We start from the raw sequence: 23,149 nt of genomic DNA on the forward strand, positions 1-23,149 counted from the left end.
ACTGATGCTAGTATCGCGGTTTTATAGAGATATGATTCACATTCGTGTTCCAATATCCACGCCATAGAGCATCTTTGAGCTTCCCATCAAGTGGAATTGAAGAAACCTTTTCGAGTGTCTTTTTGTCGTAGAAGGTTATGGAGGTTTTGTTTATATCATTCGCATCCGTGGCTAGTATAGCTATCTTGTCAGTGTTCGTCGCTATCTCCATAAAGCCAGACTGAGAATCAAATATCTTACGTTGCTTCATGATTTTCCCGAGCTCATATCCACACGGGAAAGAATCCCCGAATAGGAATTAACAAAAACGATAGAGTTACTATCTATCGAATTCTCATCGTAGAGAATGAAACCTTCACCATCTGACAATGACGTACCATCACCGTTCATAATGGAGACACCGCTGAGACTGTCATGTTGCGTATCCCATTTCCACAGCTTTGTAGTTACCGTCTTTATACCATCTTCTTCATCAGTATCTGAGCGTATGCTTTCGCGGGTTATGAATGTAATAATATCATTAGAACAATTAAGAGACTGGCTATACGCATCAATGAGAATATCATTATGACTTTCCACATTCAATGAGTGGATAAATCTTGTAGTGAGTTTATCGTTTGTACCAATTTTCTGGAAAAAGTAGTTACGATTATCACTATAACTTGACACTAATCCATACAACGAATTCCCACAACGAGAGACAAAGTCGAATGGGGTACTCTCAAACTCTTGTACTGTCTGATGCCCCGTTGTTCGTAGCACTGTGCGATCAATTACCAATTTAGTAGGCGAATTCGGAACCATACCTATATCGTGAATGAATATAGGATTTTCATTTTCATCTGATAACGCAATATGAAGAAAATTATCATCATCGTGAACCTTTTGTCTCGTGAAAAACTTAATTCTCCATTATGCAAAAATGCATAGTTTGAATCAGCCGCAGGTATGAATAATCCTTTGTGATTCCACACTGTCTGCAGACCGCGCAGAACTCCCGTATTAACAATACGATATTTGCCATCATGCGATATAAGAAAAACATATCCGCTCGTAGCTAATTCACGCGTACTTGGAGATAGTGAAACAGCTACTGCATAATCGTCAATATGAAGATCTCGAAAATCAGCTTCTCTAGATCCGCAACTTAGCGGGAGCAGCGTGAGGAGTCCTACAAAGATTACTACAAGTACTTTCCTTATATTCTTGCTATGAATAGTAAAAATTACCTTCTCCATAGTCGGCGCCTAATCATTTTATATGTTTACGGGGTATAGTAACAGCAACGTTGCTATACCCCTATTATAACTCCTATATTCTTTAATGAAATTAAGGTATGAGTATCACGCGATGAGCACTATACGAGTAAGCTCTAACTAATCTTCCCCGTCCATTCTTCCGGTTCGAAAACTTTAGTAGCCAATTTTTCCGCTGTTTCCAAACTTTCTTGAGACAGGAACTGTGTATGCGAGTGTGGAAGAATTTCCTGTGCCTGCTCAACGAGCGCATTATAGAGTTCATCACGGCTTAGATTCGTTTGGCTCTTAAGCGGATCAACTCTTTTTGCTGCAGATTTGACGACTTTATCCGCTGATTTCTCACGGGAAATTCGTAGTACATCAAGCATTTTTGCAGCATCAATATCATATGCCATCGTTACATGATGAAGGATGCATCCGCAGCCAGCAGTTCCCACACGAGCGCGATACTGTCGCTGAGCCGCACCTCCAATTTTTCCAGATGGAGAAGTTATGTCATTAATTGCCTTATATCGAGCATCAATTCCTAAATTATTGAGCGCTAATAATGCCCATTCATCGCAGCGCTTATACGCCTCGTAACCACTCAACCCCGACAGGAACTCGCTCGGCACATACAGCGAATACGTAATAGTATTGCCTGGTTCAACGAACATCGCCCCGCCACCAGTGACTCGACGAACCACGGAAAAACCAAGCTCGCGAGCGCGTCTCATATTAACTTCATTGCTCAAACTTTGATGAATACCAATGATGACAGCATTACTCTGCCACTGCCAAAACCTCAATGTAGCGCCACGCGTACCGTCAGCAACTTCACGTGCTAAAGTTTCATCTAATGCCATATGCATAGCCGGGGAACGAGGAATATCATCACCGATAATTGCAATATCTAACTCATCCCACACTGAACTAAGCTGCGTTATCTTTTCTCCAGCAGCACTAGAAGTTGCGATAGCTTGTGACGATGAGCCTCCACTATTTTTCTGACTACTGTCGTTACCTTGATCATGTAAAGCTCGCGAAATTGCTATATCTATCGCTTCGGCGGTAAGACCTACAAATTGTGCTTTTGGAAATTCCTTATGTACTGCTTCCATTGCAACCTTAGCTGATACTCCTAATAGAGCATGCTCGATAAACTCAACTACACGTGAGGGATCTTCAACTCCGTCAATGAAAAAATCTCCATCAAGACGAATTCGACGAATTTCTTGTCTCGCATGAGAAGCACTTTCATGGGTAGTACAGTTCTCGGTAGCGCTAGCATCATCACTAGCGATACTAACTTGTACAGCTACAAGTTTGCCGCCGGGAACTTTATATTCCCCGCGGCACACTATACACGAATTATTATGACTCATATTCAATGAGTTTAGAGTCTAGCCAGAATATCCTTACCAACTTGCTCAGTCGAACGCTCAGTTGATCCCTTTTCTGCTATATCGGCTTCAACAGCAACCTCAATTCTCGAAGCTGCATCTTCGAGGCCAAGGTGGCGCAAAAGCATTGCGGCAGAAAGAATTGCTGCAGTTGGATTAGCAATTCCCTGTCCTGCGATATCTGGTGCAGAACCATGAATTGGCTCAAACATAGATGGATACTCGCCAGAAGCATTGATATTTCCAGAAGCAGAGTATCCTACTCCACCCACGACCGCTCCTGCTTCATCAGTAATGATGTCGCCAAAAAGATTATCCGTCAAGATAACATCGAAACGTCCCGGATCAGTCACGATAAAAATAGTTGTTGCGTCGATATGCAAATAGTCATGCGTAACTTCAGGATATTCAGCTGCAACCTCATTCACGATTCGCTGCCACATATCGCCAGCATTTACCAACACATTCTTTTTATGTACAAGTGTCACATGCTTACGACGTTTCATTGCAAGCTCGAAAGCGTATCGTACAACTCGTTCTACTCCATGCGCCGAGTTAATCGAAACTTCCGTAGCTACCTGCTGATTCGTCCCCGCGTGAGTGGAACCACCAGCACCTGCATACAAACCTTCAGTTCCTTCGCGCACTACAACGAAATCAATCTCGCCGGGATTTGCCAAAGGCGATGTTACACCCTTATATAGCTTCGATGGACGCAGATTGATGTAATGATCGAGCGCAAAACGCATTTTAAGCAAAAGACCACGTTCGAGAACTCCTGCTTTAATACGCGGATCGCCAATCGCTCCTAAAAGTATCGCGTCGTTTTTCTTGATTTCATCAAGAATTTCATCGGTTAAGATAACCCCATCTCGCAAGTAGCGATCTGCACCCAGATCAAACTGGGTATAGTTAAATTGCGCTACGCCTTCCGTAGCCTTTTCCATCACTGCTTGGGCTTGAGGAGTAATCTCTTTTCCAATACCATCGCCAGGAATTACTGCGATATTAAAAACTCGTGTATCTGTCATGAATACCAGTGTAGGAGAAATAATCACAAAGTGAGCATTTCTGTCCGCTACTTGGACAACCCCATAATGTCAAGACACCACGCATTTTCAAAGCTAACTTCTTCCCACTGCTTATAGCGACCAGAAACACCACCATGCCCAGCCTCAACTTCGATTTTTGCGAATGCCTGAACGTCCACTTCCGGCTCATTAAGCCGAGAAATCCACTTCATCGGTTCTACATACAATACGCGAGTATCGTTCATAGACGTAGTAATGAAGATAACCGGGAAATGCGTTGTTCCAAACTTCTTACGTCTTTCATCAGCCGTCATAACATTCTCATACGGCGTATACGATTTCATATAATCGTATACCTGTTCGTTATGCAAAGGATCGCCCCACTCATCCCACTCCGTTACTGTTAGCGGTAATGATTCATCCAAGATAGATGTCAACGCATCTACAAAAGGTACATCCGCTTCTATTCCGGCATACAAGAATGGCGCCGCATTAGCAATCGCACCCATCAGCAAGCCACCTGCAGACCCACCATTAGCGACGGTTTTATGAGGATCGGCAATTCCAGCATATTCAAGAGCTGCTGTAACATCGACAAAATCATTAAATGTATTGATTTTATTCAAGCGGCGCCCTTGCTCATACCAAGCACGACCCATTTCACCACCACCGCGGATATGGGCTACGGCAAAAATTACTCCGCGATCAAGCATGCTTGGGCGTGCTACAGAAAATCCTGGACCCATACTTATCTCATACGATCCGTAACCAGTAATAAACATAGGTGAAGAGCCTTGCATGCTTGGTCTATCCTGAGTATTAAAAAGTTCAGAAAGTTCCGGACTAGAGAGCTCGTCATTTTCTAAGCTCAACCCGTCAAGTGATGGAACAAGCCCCTTCTTCCATACTAAAGATACTGGCACTCGCTCACCGTCTCGCACCGTAACCCATAAACGCCGTTCAGCATATAGATTTTCATCATAATGAAGAACGTTCGCCTTCTTCAGCAAATGGTCTTCTCCAGTTATCGGATTAAGCTCGCGTAACTGACTAGGCCGTGTATATGAGCCAAATCCGTAGCGTACGACAGGAGCTTCATATGCAGGATTTGATCCGAATCCAACAGCCGGAATCGTTTCTGTATCGTCCTCGCCTAAAGTTGTAAAACTTATAGGACGTCCAGCTTTCCAATCCTTAAAAGCTTGCTCTTTTGACACGATTGCGCAGTGGCTAAGACTATCGGCACGATAGCTTAGAGTAATGAAACTCTTGTAAATGCCCAAACCACCTACTTGTAGTCCACAAGCTCCCTGTAATATCGCTGGATTCCTGTCATCGAAATATGGTTCGCTGACAGATTTTGCACGCGCAACTTCACTTGCCTGCTCACATCCGTAGTCTGAACCAACAGCAATGCAATCGCCATCTCCTAACTGATACGGCCCCTCATGAGAGCGCATATCAATAAGGTCAATCTCAAAATTTGGGTGATTTACATTATGAACGACTACTGCAACTGGCACATCCTCGCCGTTATCGCCCATTGCTTCAAAACGTGCGAAAGTTACATCGTATTCGATATTTTCCTGGCGCTTAATAAACGGTTCAAACCGTTTCGCCGCAGGATCCCCATCTGGTAATAATAATCCAGCGATATCGGATACAGGAAGGTGCAATACTTCTGACGTAGTTTTTGACTCCGTCTCGATAATCATCATGGATTCGTCGAACGATAAACCGCATCCAACCCAGAATCGTTCATCTTCTTCGCGCCAGACCATAACATCATTGTTGCTATCAGTACCAACACGGTGAATCCATACTTCACAAGGGCGCCACGCGTCATCCGTTCGAATGTAGAAAATCCATTGACCATCAGGTGTAATATTTGCTCCTGCGCTTACACCTTGAATGAGATCAGGTAGATCTTCCCCAGTTTCCACATCTCGTACATGCACATCATATCGTTCATCGCCAGTCGTATCGATACTATAGACAAGCAATTTCCCGTCTTTATCAAGATCTAGCCCACCGGAACGGAAGAAATCATGACCTTGTGACTCATCGTTGGCATCAAAAACAATACGTTCACCAGGTAGCTCTTTATCCGCCTCCACTTGAGGAGCGGTCCAATCATCCTCACTAGCAATTGGCACGCGACACTGTTTGCCGTACTGTTTGCCTTCTTCAGTTCGAGCAAAATACCAATACTTCCCTATTCGCGTCGGCACGCTCATATCCGTTTCTTGCACGCGGTTCTTTAATTCGCCAAATAAGGTCTGCTTCAACGACGATAAATGGCTCGTAACTTTATCGGCAAAAGCATTATGCTCAGCTACATAATTTTTAACTTCTTCTGATTCTTTGTCACGCAGCCATTCATAGTTATCTATAAATTCGCGTCCATGATAGCGTCTAGCCGTCGGTTTCTTCTGTGCATGAGGAACACTATCCAACGAAATCTCATGAGAGCTAAAGTAATCGGTAGTAAGTTCAGTCATCATTATCCTTTGCAGCTGCGTATACGTTTCAGAATCTAACTGTGTTATCTCATATTCTGACGTGAAATCTGTTCCAATAATGGAAGCATGGTAGCCATCAAGCTTACTCCAGATTGTCCATAGAAAACTGGCACACCTACATCCGGAGCGCTCGTTGGAGAAAGAGTCTGCTGTAAATGCTTTTCATCAGTAGTAAGCTGGCGAATACCGATTGCGAGAATTCGGTCAGGATACAATCGTGTTAAACGCGCATACGTTGTCGGATCTTGTTGACCGTCATCTCCAAGTAGGATGAATTTCATATGAGGAAAATCAGACATTAGTTGCTGAGCAAACTCCAATTTATGCTGTACGCCTGATGGAATAAAAGTCTTCGGTCGAGGATCTATATCACGTAGCAAGATTGGTCCTTGCGGGAATCCGTGCGAACGAATAACTTCACGAATTGTTCCTTCTACATTCCACGGTGAAGTCGAGAGATAGAAGAATGGAGCACCTGGGAAAAGGTCAGCAATCTTGTTATAGAAGACACTCATTCCCGGAACTGATGCACGTTTATGAGGGCTCGTAAAGAGGAATTTTATCGCTGCACGTGCTGCATTAGGTACTTGTGACACCATAATCGTGTCATCTACATCAGAAATAATCCCTACTGGGGAACCATCCGGTGATATATACAACGGTGAAAAAACAGGAGCGCGATTTTTTACGCTATACGCAATCGTATGCATCCCAGCAGTCATGTTGCGCTTGGTAAGTAAATCGAGATACCCCTGATTATCAGTATTGATACGGCTAATATCAGATTCCGCAATTGAATCTAAACTATCGTACTGGCTTAAATCACCAATCTGTGCAGTAAGTACTGGAATATCATCAATACTGATACGCACCGGAACACGAGGAGCCGGAACCATGAAAATATTGCGAATTCCACGGTTTATAGTACGACGAATTCCGCGACCACGTGCGCTATATACAGTTCGACAAATGATTCGTGAGAATTTTTCAGTGCCGTAGCCTACATATGGCTCAACTCGAGGCTCCCAATGAGCTTTACGAGCGCAATACATTGATGCCTTATACCACATATCAAATATGCATGTTACCGTTCGACGCATGAATTGAATAGGGGCTGGCTTCGTCTCAGTCTTCTCATGAATAGAGGGACGATCAATAGTTGTGCGAGTACGCTGTGCCATAATTGGACGCGTTATCTTAGTCCATCGAGACTTGCTCGGCTGAGAATCCTTCGCGTTCTTTCCTGATCTCTTCTCGGAGTTTTTCTCAGCCGATTGGGAGATTGTTTTCACTGTCGTTTTCGCTGTGGTTTTCTCAGTGGTTTTCTCAGACCTGCTCTGGCTTTGCTTACTAATCATAGTGATTTCTACTGGGTCGAGGTACTATACGTAACCATTGATTACACAGTAACAAGAACTGCATAATCAATGGTTCACTATTTTATAATACTTAACTTTCTTAACCTGATTATTTAACTATTTCAGCGTAGTTTTCAGCTGTTAAGAGTTCTGGCTCGTCATCATCAAGCTCAATTTTGACAATCCATCCTTCACCATACGGATCCGAATTAATAACTTCTGGATCATCAGATACAGCCTGATTAACATACTTGATAGTCCCAGATACGGGGATAACCATTGTGGAAATTGCCTTAGCTGATTCTAATTCAATTGGTTCATCACCGGCTTGAACTTCAGTATCGGTTTCAGGAAGATCAACGAATACGAGATCGCCCAACTGTTCAGCAGCATATTCCGTAATTCCAAGCACAGCAGGTGATACAGAAGTATCCACCCATACATGGTCTTCGGAATAGCTCAAATGATCAGGTACGCTCAAATTTGGCGCTTGTGGTGTATTTTCACTCATAGGCACTATCTTATCGTAATTTTGCTCCATACCACTGCTCAATCATTTTTAGCGCAATTGAAGAAGCTCCAGGAAGCTCAATCTCACCGAATGCGAGCGCGTTCATAAGCTCATCACGAGTAAACCAGCGTGCACTTTCAAGCTCACGTGTATCAATCTTCACTTCATCGCTATCTGCCTGTGCGCTATACGCTAGCATCAACGACCCTGGGAAAGGCCATGGTTGCGACCCTAAGTAATGTACATCCGTAACACCAATACCGAGCTCTTCACGTACTTCTCTATGCACGCTGTGTTCGGCACTTTCACCAACCTCGACGAATCCCGAGCATACGGAATGAACCTTCTCTTCCCATAAGAGATTATGTTGAAGAAGGATACGGTCTTTTTTATCAGTAATGCGCACAATCATAGCGGGTTCGACGCGAGGAAAACCTACATGATGTTCTTCACTCTCACATCGAGTCGCCCATCCGCCATTGATATTGCGGTTTTTGCATCCACATACCCCACAAAAACGTGATTTCCTATGCCACATCCCAAGCCCCGTCGCCATAACGACAAGTTGCGCTTCATTATCAGAAAGCAAAGGAGCAACACTACGCACTGGCAACCAATCAAATTGCAGCGAACTCATGGTTATGAATGTGCTCGTCTTATCAATAGGTTTACCTTCGCTTTGGAGTTCCATTTCATCAAGATCAGCTGCAATGTATACAGTTTCGCCAACTTCTCCCAAGAAATACAGGCAATCACCATATGCCTCTAGCGCCTTCACCATATAGTGCCCTGGGAAAGTAGCTATGCGACGCTTATGCCCTGTTGTGACGGTAGCACCGATACCGTTTTTAGCAAGAGCAACTCGACCATTTCTCACGAGAATTACTTGGGAATTTTCTTGGCTTAGTATAGTACCCCACGAACTTTCCGTTATCGTTTCACGCTGATCAATTCGCCAATCCACATGCCCTCGAGCAAGTGGTACATCATCTAGTTTTTGACCAAGCCGTAAACTTTCAAAACTATAGGGATACTGATTTGTAGCACTTTGCAGACGCGAATTACGGTCTAAGCCATCGTTACTTATCTCAAAAACTTCTTGTGCGAGCCTTGTCAAGGCTTTTGCTACCTCATGAGGTTTTTCGAAACATGTAAAGTGTCCAGCATCGTCGATCTCATTAAAAGTTACACTCGCATGGGTCATTGCTTCAGCCATCGGGCGCATGATACGTGGATTCGACGAATCATCTCGAGCCCCACTGATAACCGCTACAGGCACAGTAATTGTTTCGAGCGTATCATGTTCATCTCGCCGACCTGCAGCCATGCGCTGTCGCCACGCAATTCCAGATGGCGTTTGCGCATTAATCCACCCCATAAAAGTGCTAATAAATTCAGCAGATTTCTTAAATTCAGAATCACCATCATGCGGCTGAGCAAAATGGATAACCGGTTCAAGCGTCGCTTCCGATTCTGCACGCGAAGCCGCCGCTAAACGATTCCTTCTCTGCTCAGGTGTATCTGCATCTGGCTTCGTATCACATAAGGCCAATCCAGCAACTGCATCAGGGAATTGTCGCGCAATAGACAAAGTCGCATATCCCCCCATGGATATACCTACGTAAATCGCTTTATCATATCCCATTTTCTGGGTGGCATGCACAATGGACGACGCCATACGATCCATTGCTTCCGTATACGCCCCATCAGAAGCGATATCGCCTACGCGATCTATTGGCGCTGGAGGATTCGTCCCCGCTCCCGGCATATCAACCGCAAAAATACTTGTGTCTAAGTCTTGATCAATCAGTTGCTGGGTAAGTTCTGCAGCTGCCTTATCCCACACATGATGATCTACAGGAAAAGCATGAATGAGTACAATGGGCGTGCGCGAGGCCGCTTGTGCAAGAGATGGACGATGATATGTATATACGGGTATGTCGAAGTACTCAATTGCCATACTTTTACGCTATCATGCACACATTACGTAAATGAGCACACGCGATATACGCATCTTTATACATCTATAAATGTAAAAGACCGTTAATATGGATTATCTGAACTGTTTACAGGTAATCGTATTAGCGGTCTTAGCAATCTTAGCTAGGCAGTCTTAGCTTAGCAATCTCATCTAACTATCGCAGATAGCATGACTTATTATTGTCTACGCTTGTTTATCCCTACAGATACGACTTTTAGCACGGTCACTATCATGAGCAACAGCACAGACACGTACACCATCGCATCAATACGGACACCAGTTTTTGCTAGTTCCGATTTTTTCGGTGTTGCCTTTGGCTGCTTTCTTGGCGACGTTACTACTGGAGTTCCTGGTTTTACTGGCTTTCCTGGATTACTTGGCGTACCTGGATTACTTGGATTTGTCGGAACTGTTGGATTTACAGGTGCGCGATATGTATTAGTAAATACGATATCGTTTGAAGTTTCTCCCGCTTTCTCGATAGTTTTCTGCGCTACCAATTGCCCGTTTACATCTGTGACATGAACAGTGAGAAGGTACACAGAGGTATCGTATTCGTAGTTCGTCACGTGATCGTTAACTTCCGTAATTTCATACTTATAAGTCCCTGGAACAGTAAACGTTACGGTATCAAACTCGCTTGTTCCAGCACCATTAACTGTCGCCGTCGCCATAGACCCTACTGCACTGTGAGGCATAGGACTATTTTGATTTAACGCTTTCATATGGAAAGTGAACGTTGAATTCTGTTCAGGATTACCCTGCATAACTTTCTTTACCGTAGGTTTAATAGTTACCGGTCTCACCGAATATGTATTCGTGACTATGAAGCCTTGAGTCTGGTTACCGGTTATCGTCGCCGTATAACTGCTCATGCTCTCTTCGCGAACGCTATAGGCTATTTCGTTACCATCTTTAATCTTCGGCAAATCTACAAAGGTATGCTTCCATTGCTCAGCCTCAACAAAGTTATGCTCCGCAACTTTCTCGTCATCGGCGTATACGCTTATCCGCACGCTCTGCGGACGAGAACCGTATTCATCATCATGATCTTGCCATACCTTTTCTACCGGTATACTAATCGTTTCAACCTTGTCAGTAAAGAAGCTGACTGCGGCTGGTTCCTTTGTAAGTGTTGACTTATTGCCATTGATATCGTAATCCAGAACGGGCGTGATAACGTCTTTGAGATTGTTATATGAACGCGTTAATTCCTCTGGAACTTTATATGTAATATCAACACGACCACCATCATCTGGAGCCACCGCAACCTGCGAAACCAACATCAGCATATTTGCATCATTTGGATTCGTTACTTCCTCATAATCAGCCGGCTGTGGAGCCGTATTAATTGCAAACTGTTTCCCATTTTTGATATGAATATATTTAACAGTAAAATTATCAGTCACATCAACATGATCGAGTTGAAGCGGAAGTTTGGTTACACCCTCTGGCATAAATGCGTTCCCAAAGTTTGCTTCCTGATTGAGCAATGGGACAAATAATGTAGCGTGATCAATTGCTGTCGTTGTATTATTACGAACGCGTATACGCATGACCGCTTTGTCACCGTTACCCAAGATTGGAGTAGTATCAGTCTTACTATCTTCCGACGTAGCATCGTAAATGTACGATTTTCCTGTTTGAGGAATAAGCAATTCTGCCTGAGCTGTAATTCCATATGCTTGGCTAACCGCTACTCCCGGCCCTTCCGATAATGACACCATGTCTTTGCCAGAGTTAATAGCATTACCAAAAGCAGCCGTATATTTGCTAGTGTTCCAGTTACTCCTATCCCACTTTTCGGCTTTAATCACGGCACCAATTTCAGCAAAATCTTGAGTCGTTATGCCTAAGAAATCATTGATATGGTATGTCCCGCGCTTGGCTCTCTTGTCTGTTTTTACGTCGAAAGAGACATTCATATTCTTGCTCGTAAAATCAGGCTGATACTGTCCACGCGTTTCTTGACCGATATCAACTGAGTATTTCCATGCTTTGACTTTAACGCCATCCTTTTCAAACTCCCCTACATATTCAGGCGAACTCAAAGTACCATTAGTGAGTTGAAGATTAGAATAGCTAAAGCCCTCTGGCATAATCATATAGAGCACTGGTTCTTGTAATGGATTCCAATCCCAATTAGCATCATCAATTCGTCCGGATATTGTAAATCCATCTCCGCCAAGCACCTGCGTCTTGTTAATACTGCCTACACCATTAACCACTCGTGGCGCGACTGACTTACCAATTAGTGTATAGGTTTCATCCGCAGAAGGTTGTTCACCCGTTGTATACAATTTGGCAGTGGACACCACATCTGCTTGTGTACCTTTCTTCCAACTGCCGTAGATACCGGCAGGAATATATGACCACCCATAAAATTCATCGGATACATATTTAGCGTTTGGATTGCTCGTAACAAGTAAATCTCGCATAGGCTGCACACCGTCATAACGGCCAGGAATGACTCCTAAATCAATCTTCACTGATTTGATGGAGTCGTTGATTCCAAGACCTAAGGCAGTATTCGTAATCAGCGCGGACACATTTGATTTTTGTAAAATATTCGGATCAGCAGTTCCGCTTCGCCCATCAGCAGAAGTCCAATGAATTTGGCCGTAGGCCATGGAACTATGCCATGGAATTGTGACACCTCGAATTATCGCCGTATCTGACTGATCAATGTCAAATTCGAGAGTTTTAGCCTTAGTATCAGTTACAAGCTCGTTTTTGATGAGTAGAGATCCCAAGCGCACATTATAAGAATCGTTCTTCTTGAATGCCCAGTTTGGCGCTGAATCAACTAATGCATGTAGTGTCATTTTTTCAGGATCTTGTCCGTCGATAATTGTTACAGTCATGACTGCTTGAGTATTCTCAGACGTTCTACCAACGTTCGGATTATCATTCCAAATCGTCTTCTTAAAGTTTCTAATAATGACGTTAAATGATGAACCTTTTGCTCGAGTACTATTTGATGGAACTTTCACATGCGGATAGAAAGACAAGCCGCTCGAGTATGATCCTGGCTCATCCCATTCCACCGTAGATGTCTTAAGCCCAGCATTCTCAACTGTAGAAACTATAGTTCCATTCTTATGGTAGAGAGCTTTATCTTCAAGACCTACTAATTCGATATCGCTCGGATATATGATGTCAACTTGCGTTTTACTATGTGCTGCAGTCAACGAATAACCGCCCACATTCTGCACATTAAGTGTCGACGTTTCTCCGCCCTTTGAAACTACTTCAGTTGATTGGTTTGTATAGAACGTATATTGATAAGACTGGTTTGATGTCACGTTATAGGAGTGCGCATCTACATCTGGGGTAGTATCTGTGCGCAAACTTACTTTCAATACATCAGTAAGAATCTGCTGCGTGCTTTGATTCAAATACGCATCATCAACAGTAAAACAAATTTCATTGCGAGACGACACATTGGTTAATGAATTCTTCGTTTTGTATTCCAGCTCGCCACTGCGAGATTTCTCAGAGCCAGCCTGCGGATATCCGTATGGAGATGTTCCTGTACCCGAAGGGCTCACAGTAAGTTCTTCAAATCCTGTAGATTCAATATGCCCCGGAGTAAATGTGGCACCCGGAAGAGTTTTGACGTACAGCCCGTTGCCGAAGTATGCCTTAAAATATGTCGGTGAGAACTGCAAACTAGCGGGCACCGAGTATTCAACATCTAAAGCGTAGGTCGTTCCAGCTTTGAGCTCTGGAGTTTGTCCGGCTAGCAAATCAGCGATGACAGTACCCGAATCGGATTCCTTAATCATAAGAGTATTAAATTTTAGCCCTGCAGTATTTTCTTGAGCATAAGCCACATGCGATGACATCAGAAAACCTGATGCGACAAAGATAAAAGATAGCAAACCTGTGAGGAATTGCTTCGTTGCTTTCTTCATAAGTCTTCCCCTCTAACAAAACCGTACAGAGATGAAGGCTGCAACGAAGATGGTTCCCCATCAACATTCATACTACGTAAGCTATTTACACCGTTTTAGCGTCTGCGCCAAAGCAAGCCCTCTTCTCTTGCTTGTGTTTGTGTAGACCAACTACAAAACTACCCTCATTTTATCACAAAATCTCGTCGTCTATTCCCATCGCAAGGCGTTTATAGAAGCACCCCGTCATGTCCTCCTATAAACGTTTATCTCCTTTAATTTCAACGAAAAGATCTACGCTCCTGCCGCAGTTAGTCCTTGTACCATAATGCGATCGAAACCATTAGGAAGCTGTCCTAAAAATTCTTGGGTCAGCGCCGTTTCGGGGCTCACCCATTCCACATCGAGCGTTTCGTCCATTGGTTGACATTCACCAGCAATTTCGACGATATAACACAATGCAACGGCATGTTGGCGTGCATCAAAATACGGGCTTACACCAGGTGTCGGGAAAAATTCAGCTACTGTAAACGGCTGTAAATTCACCGGTATATGAGGAAGAGTCATATCACCTAAATCTTTGGAAATATTGCGAGCAATTGCTTCTCTAATCGTCTCGTGGAACACAATTCGCCCTGTGATAAGAGTTCGAGATACAGTACCGTCATCATCACTAGCTGTGAGCAATGAGCCAACGTAAGCAATGCGCCCAAATTCATCAGTTCGTACAGGAAGAACCACAACATATGGAATTGGCGATTGCGCGCGTAATTTATCTATCTCGCGCGAAGTAAGCCATCCGGGAGGATTATGAGAGGAAGTACCTCTCAAAAAATCATCAGGCGTTATATTATCAAACTCTCCACGCTTGCGCCCAGCATCAAAATCGTCGTTATCTGGAATCTCATCATGTAAAACTGGCATACATATATTATGACACTTTGCTCAGAGCAAATCTAGGAATTTTTTGAGACTGTAGACAGTTGCATAATGCAGTAGATGTAAACTATGAAATACGTAAAATTAAGGAGAGCTATGGCAACTCACGAGATTAAACAGGATGCATTTAACGATATCATCGATGCGAACGACATAGTTCTCGTCGATTTCTGGGCTACATGGTGCCCACCTTGTCGAGCATTCGGACCTGTCTACGAAAAGTCTTCTGAAAAGCATGACAATATCTACTTCGGTAAAGTTGATGTCGATCAGAATCAAGAACTTGCTCAGGCAGCAAATATTCAAGCCGTACCCATTCTTATGGCGATTAAGAACGGTACAGTTGTATTTCAGCAGGCAGGAGCACTTCGCGCATCCGATTTGGAAGATTTGATTAAGCAGGTTGAAGAACTCGACATGAGCAAGGTAGAGCTTGATGATTCGACTGAATCATCGGCTTCAGACTCTCTCAATTAAGAAACTATATACTGATAAAGCAAGATATAGATAGTTTATGAGGGGTGACTTGGAGAATTATTCCCAAGCCACCCCTCATGCTATTTATGCGATCTTATTTTCTGACTTATTTTTCTTACTCACCTTTAGCTACTTTTGCTGCGCATATCGTCGAGCAACTATAAGCACTCCAGTCATAAGCACAAACACCGCCACAGCTATAATTGGTACGTCAAGTGCAGCACCAGTCTTTGCAAGATTCTTTTTCTTATCATTATGCTTTTGCGGATTCTGTGGCTTGCCTATTTTCTTACCTTGCGGATATTGCACTGTAAGACTGATTCCAGAAGCACCAGTTCCATCAGCACCCTCAGGATTCTGCACACCAGAGAATACGTATTTGAAATTGTGGTCTATATGTCTTCCATACGGGCGTGGCGGATTTATAGGACCATCCCAAGTTGGCTGACCGAAACCATTCAATACTTGTGGATAGCATAATATAGACGGCTCATCAATCACAGTACTATCAACTTTAGGTGCTAATGGGATATCTTCTGGTCGTGGTCTACCTGGAATTGTCATCATTGGAGGGCATGCAGGTGCAGGCATTCCAGGAGTTACGATTTCGAATTCTCCTGAAACTGTTCCCGAGAATGTTCCAGTAATTTTGTTACAGTCATCGTATAATTTGTATTCGATTGTGCTGAGCCTGCGAAAGTCACTGATTTCACAACTACCGCTAAATTCGCATCAAGATTATCAAGGATCTGCTTCAACTGATTAAAACGTGTTATCGAATTTACCTTCTTAAGGCTAATCATCGCTTGAGCTTTGCGCCCACTGATAACAACGTTGTCCACATCAAAATTATCGTTATCAGTAACCGATACAGTAGAGCTTCGAGTAAATTGTAGCTGCTCAGGAAGCGTTAAATCTACTTCGAAAGTCAACTGTACATCGCGTAATGAAGCATCGGCATCATTCTTATATTTTTCAAGAATTTCAGCAATCTTTCCACCACGAATATCATCAATACTTGCCGTTGTTTTGACATCAAAAACAGCTGATGAACCTTGCAAACTAATTGCTGCCCCATGCTGAGTATCGAATGCACCACCATTAGTGCTCTCGAGCATATCGGCATCTATCGTAGAAGAATTATCCGAAGCGATATCAGAGAATGGTTTACGATACTTATATGTTCCCGTTAAGCTTCCGTATCGGCGTTCAACACCTGAAAATATATATCCAGGAATCTCAACAAATTGTGCAAAATTAACTCCCGCAACCGATGGACGTACTTCAAGACCAGTTTCTTCATCAATGTATCGTGTCGTTTTCATCGGAGCCAAATTAAAACATGAGCTTGCATCTTCCATGAATGGTAAGGATACAGTATCAGTCGAGTATGCCATATCAGGGGCTACACGTGGAGCCTGTTCAGCAAGAGTATCCGAAGAATAGTATGCGAACGACCCCTTACCGATTATTTTCGCTTGGCTAAATTCTGCTGCTTCAGATGGATATGGTGTCGACGTGGCATAAGGAATGGTGATTTTTACCGTATGGGCACTTGGATTGGCTTTATCTGCTGAATATAAATTATAAATTTGTTGCCAATTAAGATCTTTAAGATAAATCTTTACATTGACGCTTCTATCTGCCTTAGTACTGATAATTTTATCGCTATCAATAAGTGACGAGTTGTTAGTCGTTGTAATAGTACCGAAGCTCACACGATGCGGGAAAGTAAAATTATAGTCAATATATGGAGTGCGGTTTTTACCTTCAACACCATGCGGACGCTGCCCCTGAGCAGCAGCAGTGGCCATTTCACTTTCTAGACCTGCAAGAATAGTGGTCACTGGAACATTAATATCAATAGCAGCGTGATAGCTAGCATTCACCACTCCAGCAGTATTGCAATAAAGTTCCCCATCGGAATGAACAAACTGTGCCACTGGTAGCTCGTTTTCCTGTGCGTAAGCATGATACGGAATAACTGCTATGCTGGCTACTACACTCATCATTGCTGCAGTAGCTAAACATACGATTGAACGAGAAAAACTTCTCATTGTAAACCCTCTTTACAATCTTTCTTTTATTATCATTCTCACTTTCGAGTTTATCGGAACTCCTATATTTTTGTATTTCTATATCCTTTTTTTGCATTTATTAACAATGCGCTCTCATTCTATTCCGTAAATGACACCGATATGCGACGAACGAATTAAATACACGCTCTCAACAAATCAAGTATTATCTCGACGATGATGGTTACCCAAATAATTTCCTTGGGTATAAGCTACAAGCATATACCCGACGAAAAGCATTGCGCTCAACGTAATAAAAACCTGGTTTTCATAACCCAACTTGGCTAGCATACATAATCAATGGTAGAATTACATAGTTTGTTGTTTAAATAAGCATTCGTATAACTGAATATCGATTTTATTCGCCGAACTTAGGGGTTTTATGTCAGGTCGACACGGTCAACCATTAGTACCATTGCGTAAGAAAATGACTCGCAAGCATTGGATTGCTGTGGGAGCTGGAGCTGCATCAATTGTTTTGTTAGCTACTGGCGGTATTGTTGCGACAGCAAGTCATCTTAATGGTTCTCGTGTGTCTGATATTACGGCATATTCGATTAACGAACTTACAAGCAACAGCCAAGATATTTCTCGAAGCACACTGCGTACCGCTTTAAAGAACGGTGAAGGTGATGCTTCTGCAGACTCGCAATATATTCGTGTAGTTATCAATGGCACTGAACGCATGGTTGTGGGCACAAAGTTCACCACTGTAAAGTCCGTTCTTGAAGCCGGCAATATCACACTCGAAGATACCGATCGCGTATCTCCTTCTCTTGATACCAAGGTAAAAGAGTCCACAACAATTCGCATTACTCGAGCAAATTCTGAAGTACAAACGGTTGAGCAATCTGTTCCTTACAACACCGTAGAAGTCCAGGACGATACTCTTGCTGCGGGTACACGTAAGGTAACAACTAAGGGACAAGATGGCGTAGTTGAGCAAACAAATCTTGTCACTAAAAATGGTGATAATGTCATTTCAACAACGACGATAGCCGAGTATGTGAAGACAGCTCCTGTAAATGAAGAAGTTCATGTCGGCACAAAGAAAGCTTCTTCATCCTCATCCTCAAGTAGCAGCTCTTCATCAGCAAATCTTGGTACCACTACACCAGTAAGCGAAGCACAATCTATCGCACACGACATGGTCATTGCCCGCGGATGGTCAGAATCTGACTTTACTGCTTTGGTTAATTTATGGAATAAGGAGTCTGGCTGGCGTACAACCGCCGCAAACCCTTCCGGCGCTTACGGAATCCCACAAGCTCTTCCAGGAAGCAAGATGGCGAGCGCGGGCGCTGATTGGCAGACTAACGCAACTACCCAAATCACGTGGGGTCTTAACTACATTGCAGGTCGTTATGGTACACCATCTGCCGCATGGGCTCATTCCCAGTCATACAACTGGTATTAAATCCCAATATTGCTTTTATAATGTGGCTGGTTATTGCATGTCGAAGCAATAACCAGCCACATTTTATTTCCAGTTTCCATAAGTAATAATCATGTCTACCGTAAAATAGAGATGTACCAGCTTTATGTATCTCATGTTCAAGGAGGATCTATGAAAAAAATACCTGCACTATCGCTTGCAATCATTATTGGGATTGTCGCTTTTTTCTCTCCGTTTCATTATTGTTGAGCTTGATGAAGTATGGAATTTATTATGTCTCTTATTGGGCAGATATAAATACTTACTAGAGTATCCAATTACTATAATTTCTTTCTTAGCACTGTGTTCACTATTAATATCTTTATTATCTTTTCAAATATTCATTAATAAATATTCAAAATTCTTTATTGCTGTATGCTTCAGCTTGTATTGCATATTAACCATTATGCTGGTTATGTTCAAAAGTCGCGGTTTTAGCTCTGTAAATCTCAATCCTCTAGACATCATCAATCAAATTCGAGATTTGCCGATTACAGTATTCATAAATATGCTTCTATTTATTCCTATCGGAAGTTGTATCTCCATTAAGTCTAAATCTATGACTCGTTCAGTACTTATCTTTTTACTAGTTATACTCAGCTGCGAGTTTTCCCAATATATTTTTCATCTAGGAATTCTTGATATCGTCGATATCATTCTTAATTTATGTGGTTTTATTCTGGGCTATCTGATAATTGATTATTACAAATCATGCGGTTGGTATATCGAATCTAGTGGGAATCTCTTCTCAATTAGAAAAGCTAACCCTTCTATCTGACTCTCACATTAGCTTCACAGATATACACGTCTCTTTCCACATATATTTTGGGTCGGTTCTATAGCAATCTTCTATAGAACCGACCCAATTGAATCAAGGTTAGCTAAAGCTCAATTATGCAGTCTTTTATACGCCTAGATAATTGCTTGTAATGCAAGATCCGCAATAAAGAGTACTGCGACTGCCCAAATAATTGGGTGTACTTTCTTTCCTTCACCCTTGCATACCTTCACAACACAGTACGTAATGAAGCCCGCTGCGATTCCATAAGAGATGGAATACGCGAATGCCATAAAGATACTGGTGAAGAATGCAGGAATTGCAACTGTCAAATCCGACCAATCGATGTCAGCAAAAGAGCTAATCATCATGCAACCGACAATAACAAGCACTGGTGATGTTGCAGCGCTTGGGATTGCGGAAATGAGTGGTGCAAAAATGGCTGAAAGAGCAAAACCAATAGCCACAATCACAGAAGTCAAACCAGTACGACCACCTGCTGCGATGCCCGCTGCTGATTCCACGTAGGTAGTGGTATTCGAAGTACCGAGCAATGAACCTATAGAAGTAGCAGTCGCGTCAGCAAAGAGAGCCTTGTCCATCTTTGAGCTAAAGCCCTTACCCTCTTCCATCTCCTTTTCATCTTCTTCGGAGAAGATTCCAGCACGACGACCAGTTCCAATGAAGGTGCCGATAGTATCGAAAGTATCAGAAAGGGAGAAAGCGAAAATCGTCACGAGAACGAGAGGAATACGTGATGCATTAGAGAACAGCGATGGGAATCCTTGCGGAGTGAAAATAGCCAAGAAAGTCTGTGGAAGTTGTTGGAACGATTCTACAAGGCTAATGGACTTGCCCATAGAAGTGATGCCATATGGAATTCCAGCTAGTGCTGCAACGACGATAGCGATAACGAAAGCTCCTTTATTCAGCCAACTCAGCTTTGGCGGGAACTTTACTACCAGCATGATGATTGCCACGATCAGACCGATAAGGAATACTTGCAACTGAGGATCTGCGAAGGATGACAGAGCTGGAGATCCAGATTTAAAATTGACAACGTTAATATTAAGAAGTCCGACATAAGCAATGAATACGCCGATACCACCACCAATTGCATGCTGAAGCATAGGGGGAATGGACTTAATAATCATCTTACGCAGTGATGTAGCGGTAATAATGATATTGATAATGCCGCATACAAATACCATTGCCATAGCTTCTTGCCATGTAAAGCCTACGCCTTTAACGACAGTGAAGGTAAAGAATGCGTTTAGTCCCATTCCAGGAGCAAGACCATATGGTACGTTTGCGAACAGACCCATGATGAGCGTACCAATAATCGACGCGATCAGGGTAGCAAGGAACACTGCACCCCATGGCATACCGGTCTGGCTCAGAATGCTTGGGTTGACTGCAATGATGTAGGCCATTGCGAAGAAAGTGGTCAAACCTGCAGTAATTTCAGTTGATACTGAGGTACCATTTTCCTTTAGTTTGAAGAACTTTTCCATGTGTCTTCGTTTTTCTTTCTCTAGTTAATTTTTCGTAGCTCCGTTTGAAAACCGCACGGCGCCGAGTCTCCCAGTCTCACATCATACGAAGCATACTTATAGCTAACTCCCCCATAAGTATGTCCATATGATTCGTGATTCTAAGTACCTACAGGACTTAGAACCTTAATTATTAGCCGAAGCGACCAGAAATATAATTTTCTGTTTCTTCGGATTGTGGATTGGAAAAAATTGTAGTGGTATCAGCCATCTCCACGAGATGACCTGGTTTACCTGATCCTTGAGTATTGAAGAAAGCAGTTGTGTCACTTACACGAGCAGCTTGCTGCATATTATGTGTCACTATGACGATTGTGAATTCATCTTTTAGCTCGCCAATCAGGTCCTCAACTGCAAGTGTAGAAATAGGGTCCAGAGCCGAGCATGGCTCGTCCATAAGAAGAACTTGCGGATGTACAGCAACTGCACGCGCAATGCACAGACGTTGCTGTTGCCCACCAGAAAGACCGATGCCTGGCTTATCCAAGCGGTCTTTGACATCATTCCATAGTGCGGCACCACGAAGAGCCCATTCAACTAAATCGTCGGCATCAGATTTTGAAATATGCTTGTTATTAAGCTTCACTCCAGCTAAAACATTTTCTCGAATAGACATTGTCGGGAATGGGTTAGGACGCTGGAAAACCATTCCTACATCTCGCCGCACCTCTACAGGATCCGTGTCGGGTGCATACAAATCTTTTCCCTCAAGTAGAACTTCACCCGTAACATGAGCACCAGGAGTAGTCTCATGCATACGGTTAAGCGTGCGTAACACAGTTGATTTTCCACAGCCTGAAGGACCGATAAATGCGGTTACCTTATTGGATTCAAGCACCATATTCACATCGTCTACTGCATGGAAGTCCCCATAGTACACGTTGAGATGATTGACATCAATACGCTGTCCCATATTAATCTTCCTTCTTCTTACTTCGTTTTCACGGAGAAAATCTTCGCCACAAGGCGACCGATAGCATTCAAGATAAGCACAACAATGATAAGCACAAGAGCGGCTGCCCATGCTCTTTCCATACGAATTCCCGGCACGCACAAGCCGAAATCGTCGGATCCAAACTTCGATATCGTTGGACAGGATGCGATACCCTGTTGGAATTCGTTATATACGTAAACCGGCAAGGTAGTCATGCGCCCTGAGAAGAGGTTAAAATTCGTACTGGAAATTGCACCAGCCGTAACAAGAAGCGGAGCCGTCTCACCGATGACTCGAGCAATCGCAAGAATGACCCCTGAAACGATTCCCGGTAAAGCTGTGCGTAGAACAATTTTCACAATAGTTCGTGATTTCGAAACACCCAAAGCATACGATGCCTCACGCAAATCAACAGGAACGATAGAAAGCATTTCCTCGGTTGTTCGGACAATTGTAGGAATCATCAAAATAGAAAGAGCAACTGAACCGACGAAACCGTTCATCGTTCCAGGCCCTAGAATAAGACTAAACATCGCGTATGCAAATAAACCAGCGACGATTGATGGGATACCGCTCATAACGTCAATGAGGAAAGAAATAGCTTTATGCAAGCGCTTCTTAGCTGAATACTCGACAAGATATACGGCTGTCATAATGCCGATAGGAACAGATATAAGAACTGCTCCTAAAGTAATCTCAAGCGTGCCGACAGCAGCGTGAAGAATGCCGCCATACGGGTAAAGTCCACCAACAACGCCTCGCATATTATGCGTCAAAAAATACCAATCGAAACGATGAACGCCGTTAACCACAGTGGTATACAAGACTGAAATAAGCGGAATAAGCGCTATGACAAATGCGATATAAATGAGAATTCGCATGAGCAAATCTGTACGCTTACGCGCAGCAAGAGAAGAACGAGAAGGCTTAAACTTATCGAAGTCTGGAGTTGGTACGAAATCAGGATCCAAAGCTTGTGGTTCAACTGTCTGAGTTTGATTCTTATCTGACATTATTC

At 43.1% G+C, this 23,149-nt stretch carries 19 protein-coding genes; 3 read left to right on the top strand and 16 right to left on the bottom strand.

Annotated elements, in window-relative coordinates; translation table 11 throughout:
* Positions 1–7 precede the first annotated feature (7 nt).
* From EJ419_RS03100 to EJ419_RS03150, 11 genes are all read right to left on the bottom strand, one after another.
* Positions 8–250, bottom strand: a complete 243-nt coding sequence (locus tag EJ419_RS03100; protein WP_131283511.1) for a hypothetical protein — start codon at positions 248–250, stop codon at positions 8–10.
* Positions 247–804, bottom strand: a complete 558-nt coding sequence (locus EJ419_RS03105) for a hypothetical protein (RefSeq protein ID WP_131283513.1) — start codon at positions 802–804, stop codon at positions 247–249. Before EJ419_RS03105 ends, EJ419_RS03100 begins: the two co-directional genes overlap by 4 nt.
* A gap of 2 nt (positions 805–806) precedes the next feature.
* Positions 807–1,238 carry a hypothetical protein gene (locus EJ419_RS03110; protein ID WP_131283515.1) on the bottom strand — a complete coding sequence of 144 codons (432 nt, stop codon included), beginning with the start codon at positions 1,236–1,238 and terminating at the stop codon, positions 807–809.
* A 134-nt stretch (positions 1,239–1,372) separates the two neighbouring features.
* Positions 1,373–2,623 carry a lipoate--protein ligase family protein gene (locus tag EJ419_RS03115; RefSeq protein WP_131283517.1) on the bottom strand — a complete coding sequence of 417 codons (1,251 nt, stop codon included), beginning with the start codon at positions 2,621–2,623 and terminating at the stop codon, positions 1,373–1,375.
* 11 nt (positions 2,624–2,634) lie between these two features.
* Complete coding sequence (locus EJ419_RS03120) at positions 2,635–3,672, bottom strand: 3-isopropylmalate dehydrogenase (RefSeq protein ID WP_131283519.1); 1,038 nt, start codon at positions 3,670–3,672, stop codon at positions 2,635–2,637.
* Positions 3,673–3,719: 47 nt separating this feature from the next.
* Entirely contained in the window at positions 3,720–6,173 is a 2,454-nt protein-coding gene (locus EJ419_RS03125) for a S9 family peptidase (RefSeq protein ID WP_131283593.1), read from the bottom strand.
* Positions 6,174–6,217: 44 nt separating this feature from the next.
* Entirely contained in the window at positions 6,218–7,552 is a 1,335-nt protein-coding gene (locus tag EJ419_RS03130; protein WP_240680318.1) for an App1 family protein, read from the bottom strand.
* Between the two features lie 109 nt (positions 7,553–7,661).
* Positions 7,662–8,063 carry a glycine cleavage system protein GcvH gene (gene gcvH / locus EJ419_RS03135; protein WP_131283521.1) on the bottom strand — a complete coding sequence of 134 codons (402 nt, stop codon included), beginning with the start codon at positions 8,061–8,063 and terminating at the stop codon, positions 7,662–7,664.
* 10 nt (positions 8,064–8,073) lie between these two features.
* Positions 8,074–10,023 (bottom strand): NAD(+) diphosphatase, encoded by a 1,950-nt coding sequence (gene nudC / locus EJ419_RS03140; protein ID WP_131283523.1) that lies wholly within the window; start codon positions 10,021–10,023, stop codon positions 8,074–8,076.
* A 197-nt stretch (positions 10,024–10,220) separates the two neighbouring features.
* Positions 10,221–13,961, bottom strand: coding sequence for a Cna B-type domain-containing protein (locus tag EJ419_RS03145; protein ID WP_131283525.1), 3,741 nt, complete (start codon positions 13,959–13,961; stop codon positions 10,221–10,223).
* 273 nt (positions 13,962–14,234) lie between these two features.
* The gene (locus EJ419_RS03150) at positions 14,235–14,864 is read right to left on the bottom strand and encodes a DUF4916 domain-containing protein (RefSeq protein WP_131283527.1); all 630 of its coding nucleotides are present in this window, start codon (positions 14,862–14,864) and stop codon (positions 14,235–14,237) included.
* A gap of 111 nt (positions 14,865–14,975) precedes the next feature.
* Between EJ419_RS03150 and trxA the strand changes: the two genes are divergently transcribed.
* Complete coding sequence (gene trxA / locus EJ419_RS03155; protein ID WP_131283529.1) at positions 14,976–15,356, top strand: thioredoxin; 381 nt, start codon at positions 14,976–14,978, stop codon at positions 15,354–15,356.
* Positions 15,357–15,485: 129 nt separating this feature from the next.
* Here trxA and EJ419_RS03160 read toward each other — a convergent pair whose 3' ends face one another.
* Both EJ419_RS03160 and EJ419_RS03165 read right to left on the bottom strand, forming a co-directional pair.
* Complete coding sequence (locus EJ419_RS03160) at positions 15,486–15,947, bottom strand: hypothetical protein (protein ID WP_131283531.1); 462 nt, start codon at positions 15,945–15,947, stop codon at positions 15,486–15,488.
* Positions 15,948–15,955: 8 nt separating this feature from the next.
* Positions 15,956–17,413: a hypothetical protein gene (locus EJ419_RS03165; protein ID WP_131283543.1), complete on the bottom strand. Its 1,458-nt coding sequence runs from the start codon at positions 17,411–17,413 to the stop codon at positions 15,956–15,958.
* A 400-nt stretch (positions 17,414–17,813) separates the two neighbouring features.
* Between EJ419_RS03165 and EJ419_RS03170 the strand changes: the two genes are divergently transcribed.
* Together EJ419_RS03170 and EJ419_RS08555 are read left to right on the top strand one after the other, a co-directional pair.
* Entirely contained in the window at positions 17,814–18,848 is a 1,035-nt protein-coding gene (locus EJ419_RS03170; RefSeq protein WP_131283544.1) for an aggregation-promoting factor C-terminal-like domain-containing protein, read from the top strand.
* Positions 18,849–19,251: 403 nt separating this feature from the next.
* Entirely contained in the window at positions 19,252–19,644 is a 393-nt protein-coding gene (locus EJ419_RS08555; protein WP_420836907.1) for a VanZ family protein, read from the top strand.
* A gap of 134 nt (positions 19,645–19,778) precedes the next feature.
* On the opposite strand, the gene EJ419_RS03180 is transcribed toward EJ419_RS08555, so the two are convergent.
* The 3 genes from EJ419_RS03180 to pstA form a co-directional block, all read right to left on the bottom strand.
* Positions 19,779–21,158, bottom strand: a complete 1,380-nt coding sequence (locus tag EJ419_RS03180) for an NCS2 family permease (RefSeq protein ID WP_131283548.1) — start codon at positions 21,156–21,158, stop codon at positions 19,779–19,781.
* Positions 21,159–21,330: 172 nt separating this feature from the next.
* The gene (pstB, locus tag EJ419_RS03185) at positions 21,331–22,110 is read right to left on the bottom strand and encodes a phosphate ABC transporter ATP-binding protein PstB (RefSeq protein ID WP_131283550.1); all 780 of its coding nucleotides are present in this window, start codon (positions 22,108–22,110) and stop codon (positions 21,331–21,333) included.
* A 17-nt stretch (positions 22,111–22,127) separates the two neighbouring features.
* Complete coding sequence (gene pstA, locus EJ419_RS03190; protein WP_131283552.1) at positions 22,128–23,144, bottom strand: phosphate ABC transporter permease PstA; 1,017 nt, start codon at positions 23,142–23,144, stop codon at positions 22,128–22,130.
* Positions 23,145–23,149 lie beyond the last annotated feature (5 nt).

Source organism: Alloscardovia theropitheci (assembly GCF_004332295.1).
Classification (GTDB): Bacteria; Actinomycetota; Actinomycetes; order Actinomycetales; family Bifidobacteriaceae; genus Alloscardovia; species Alloscardovia theropitheci.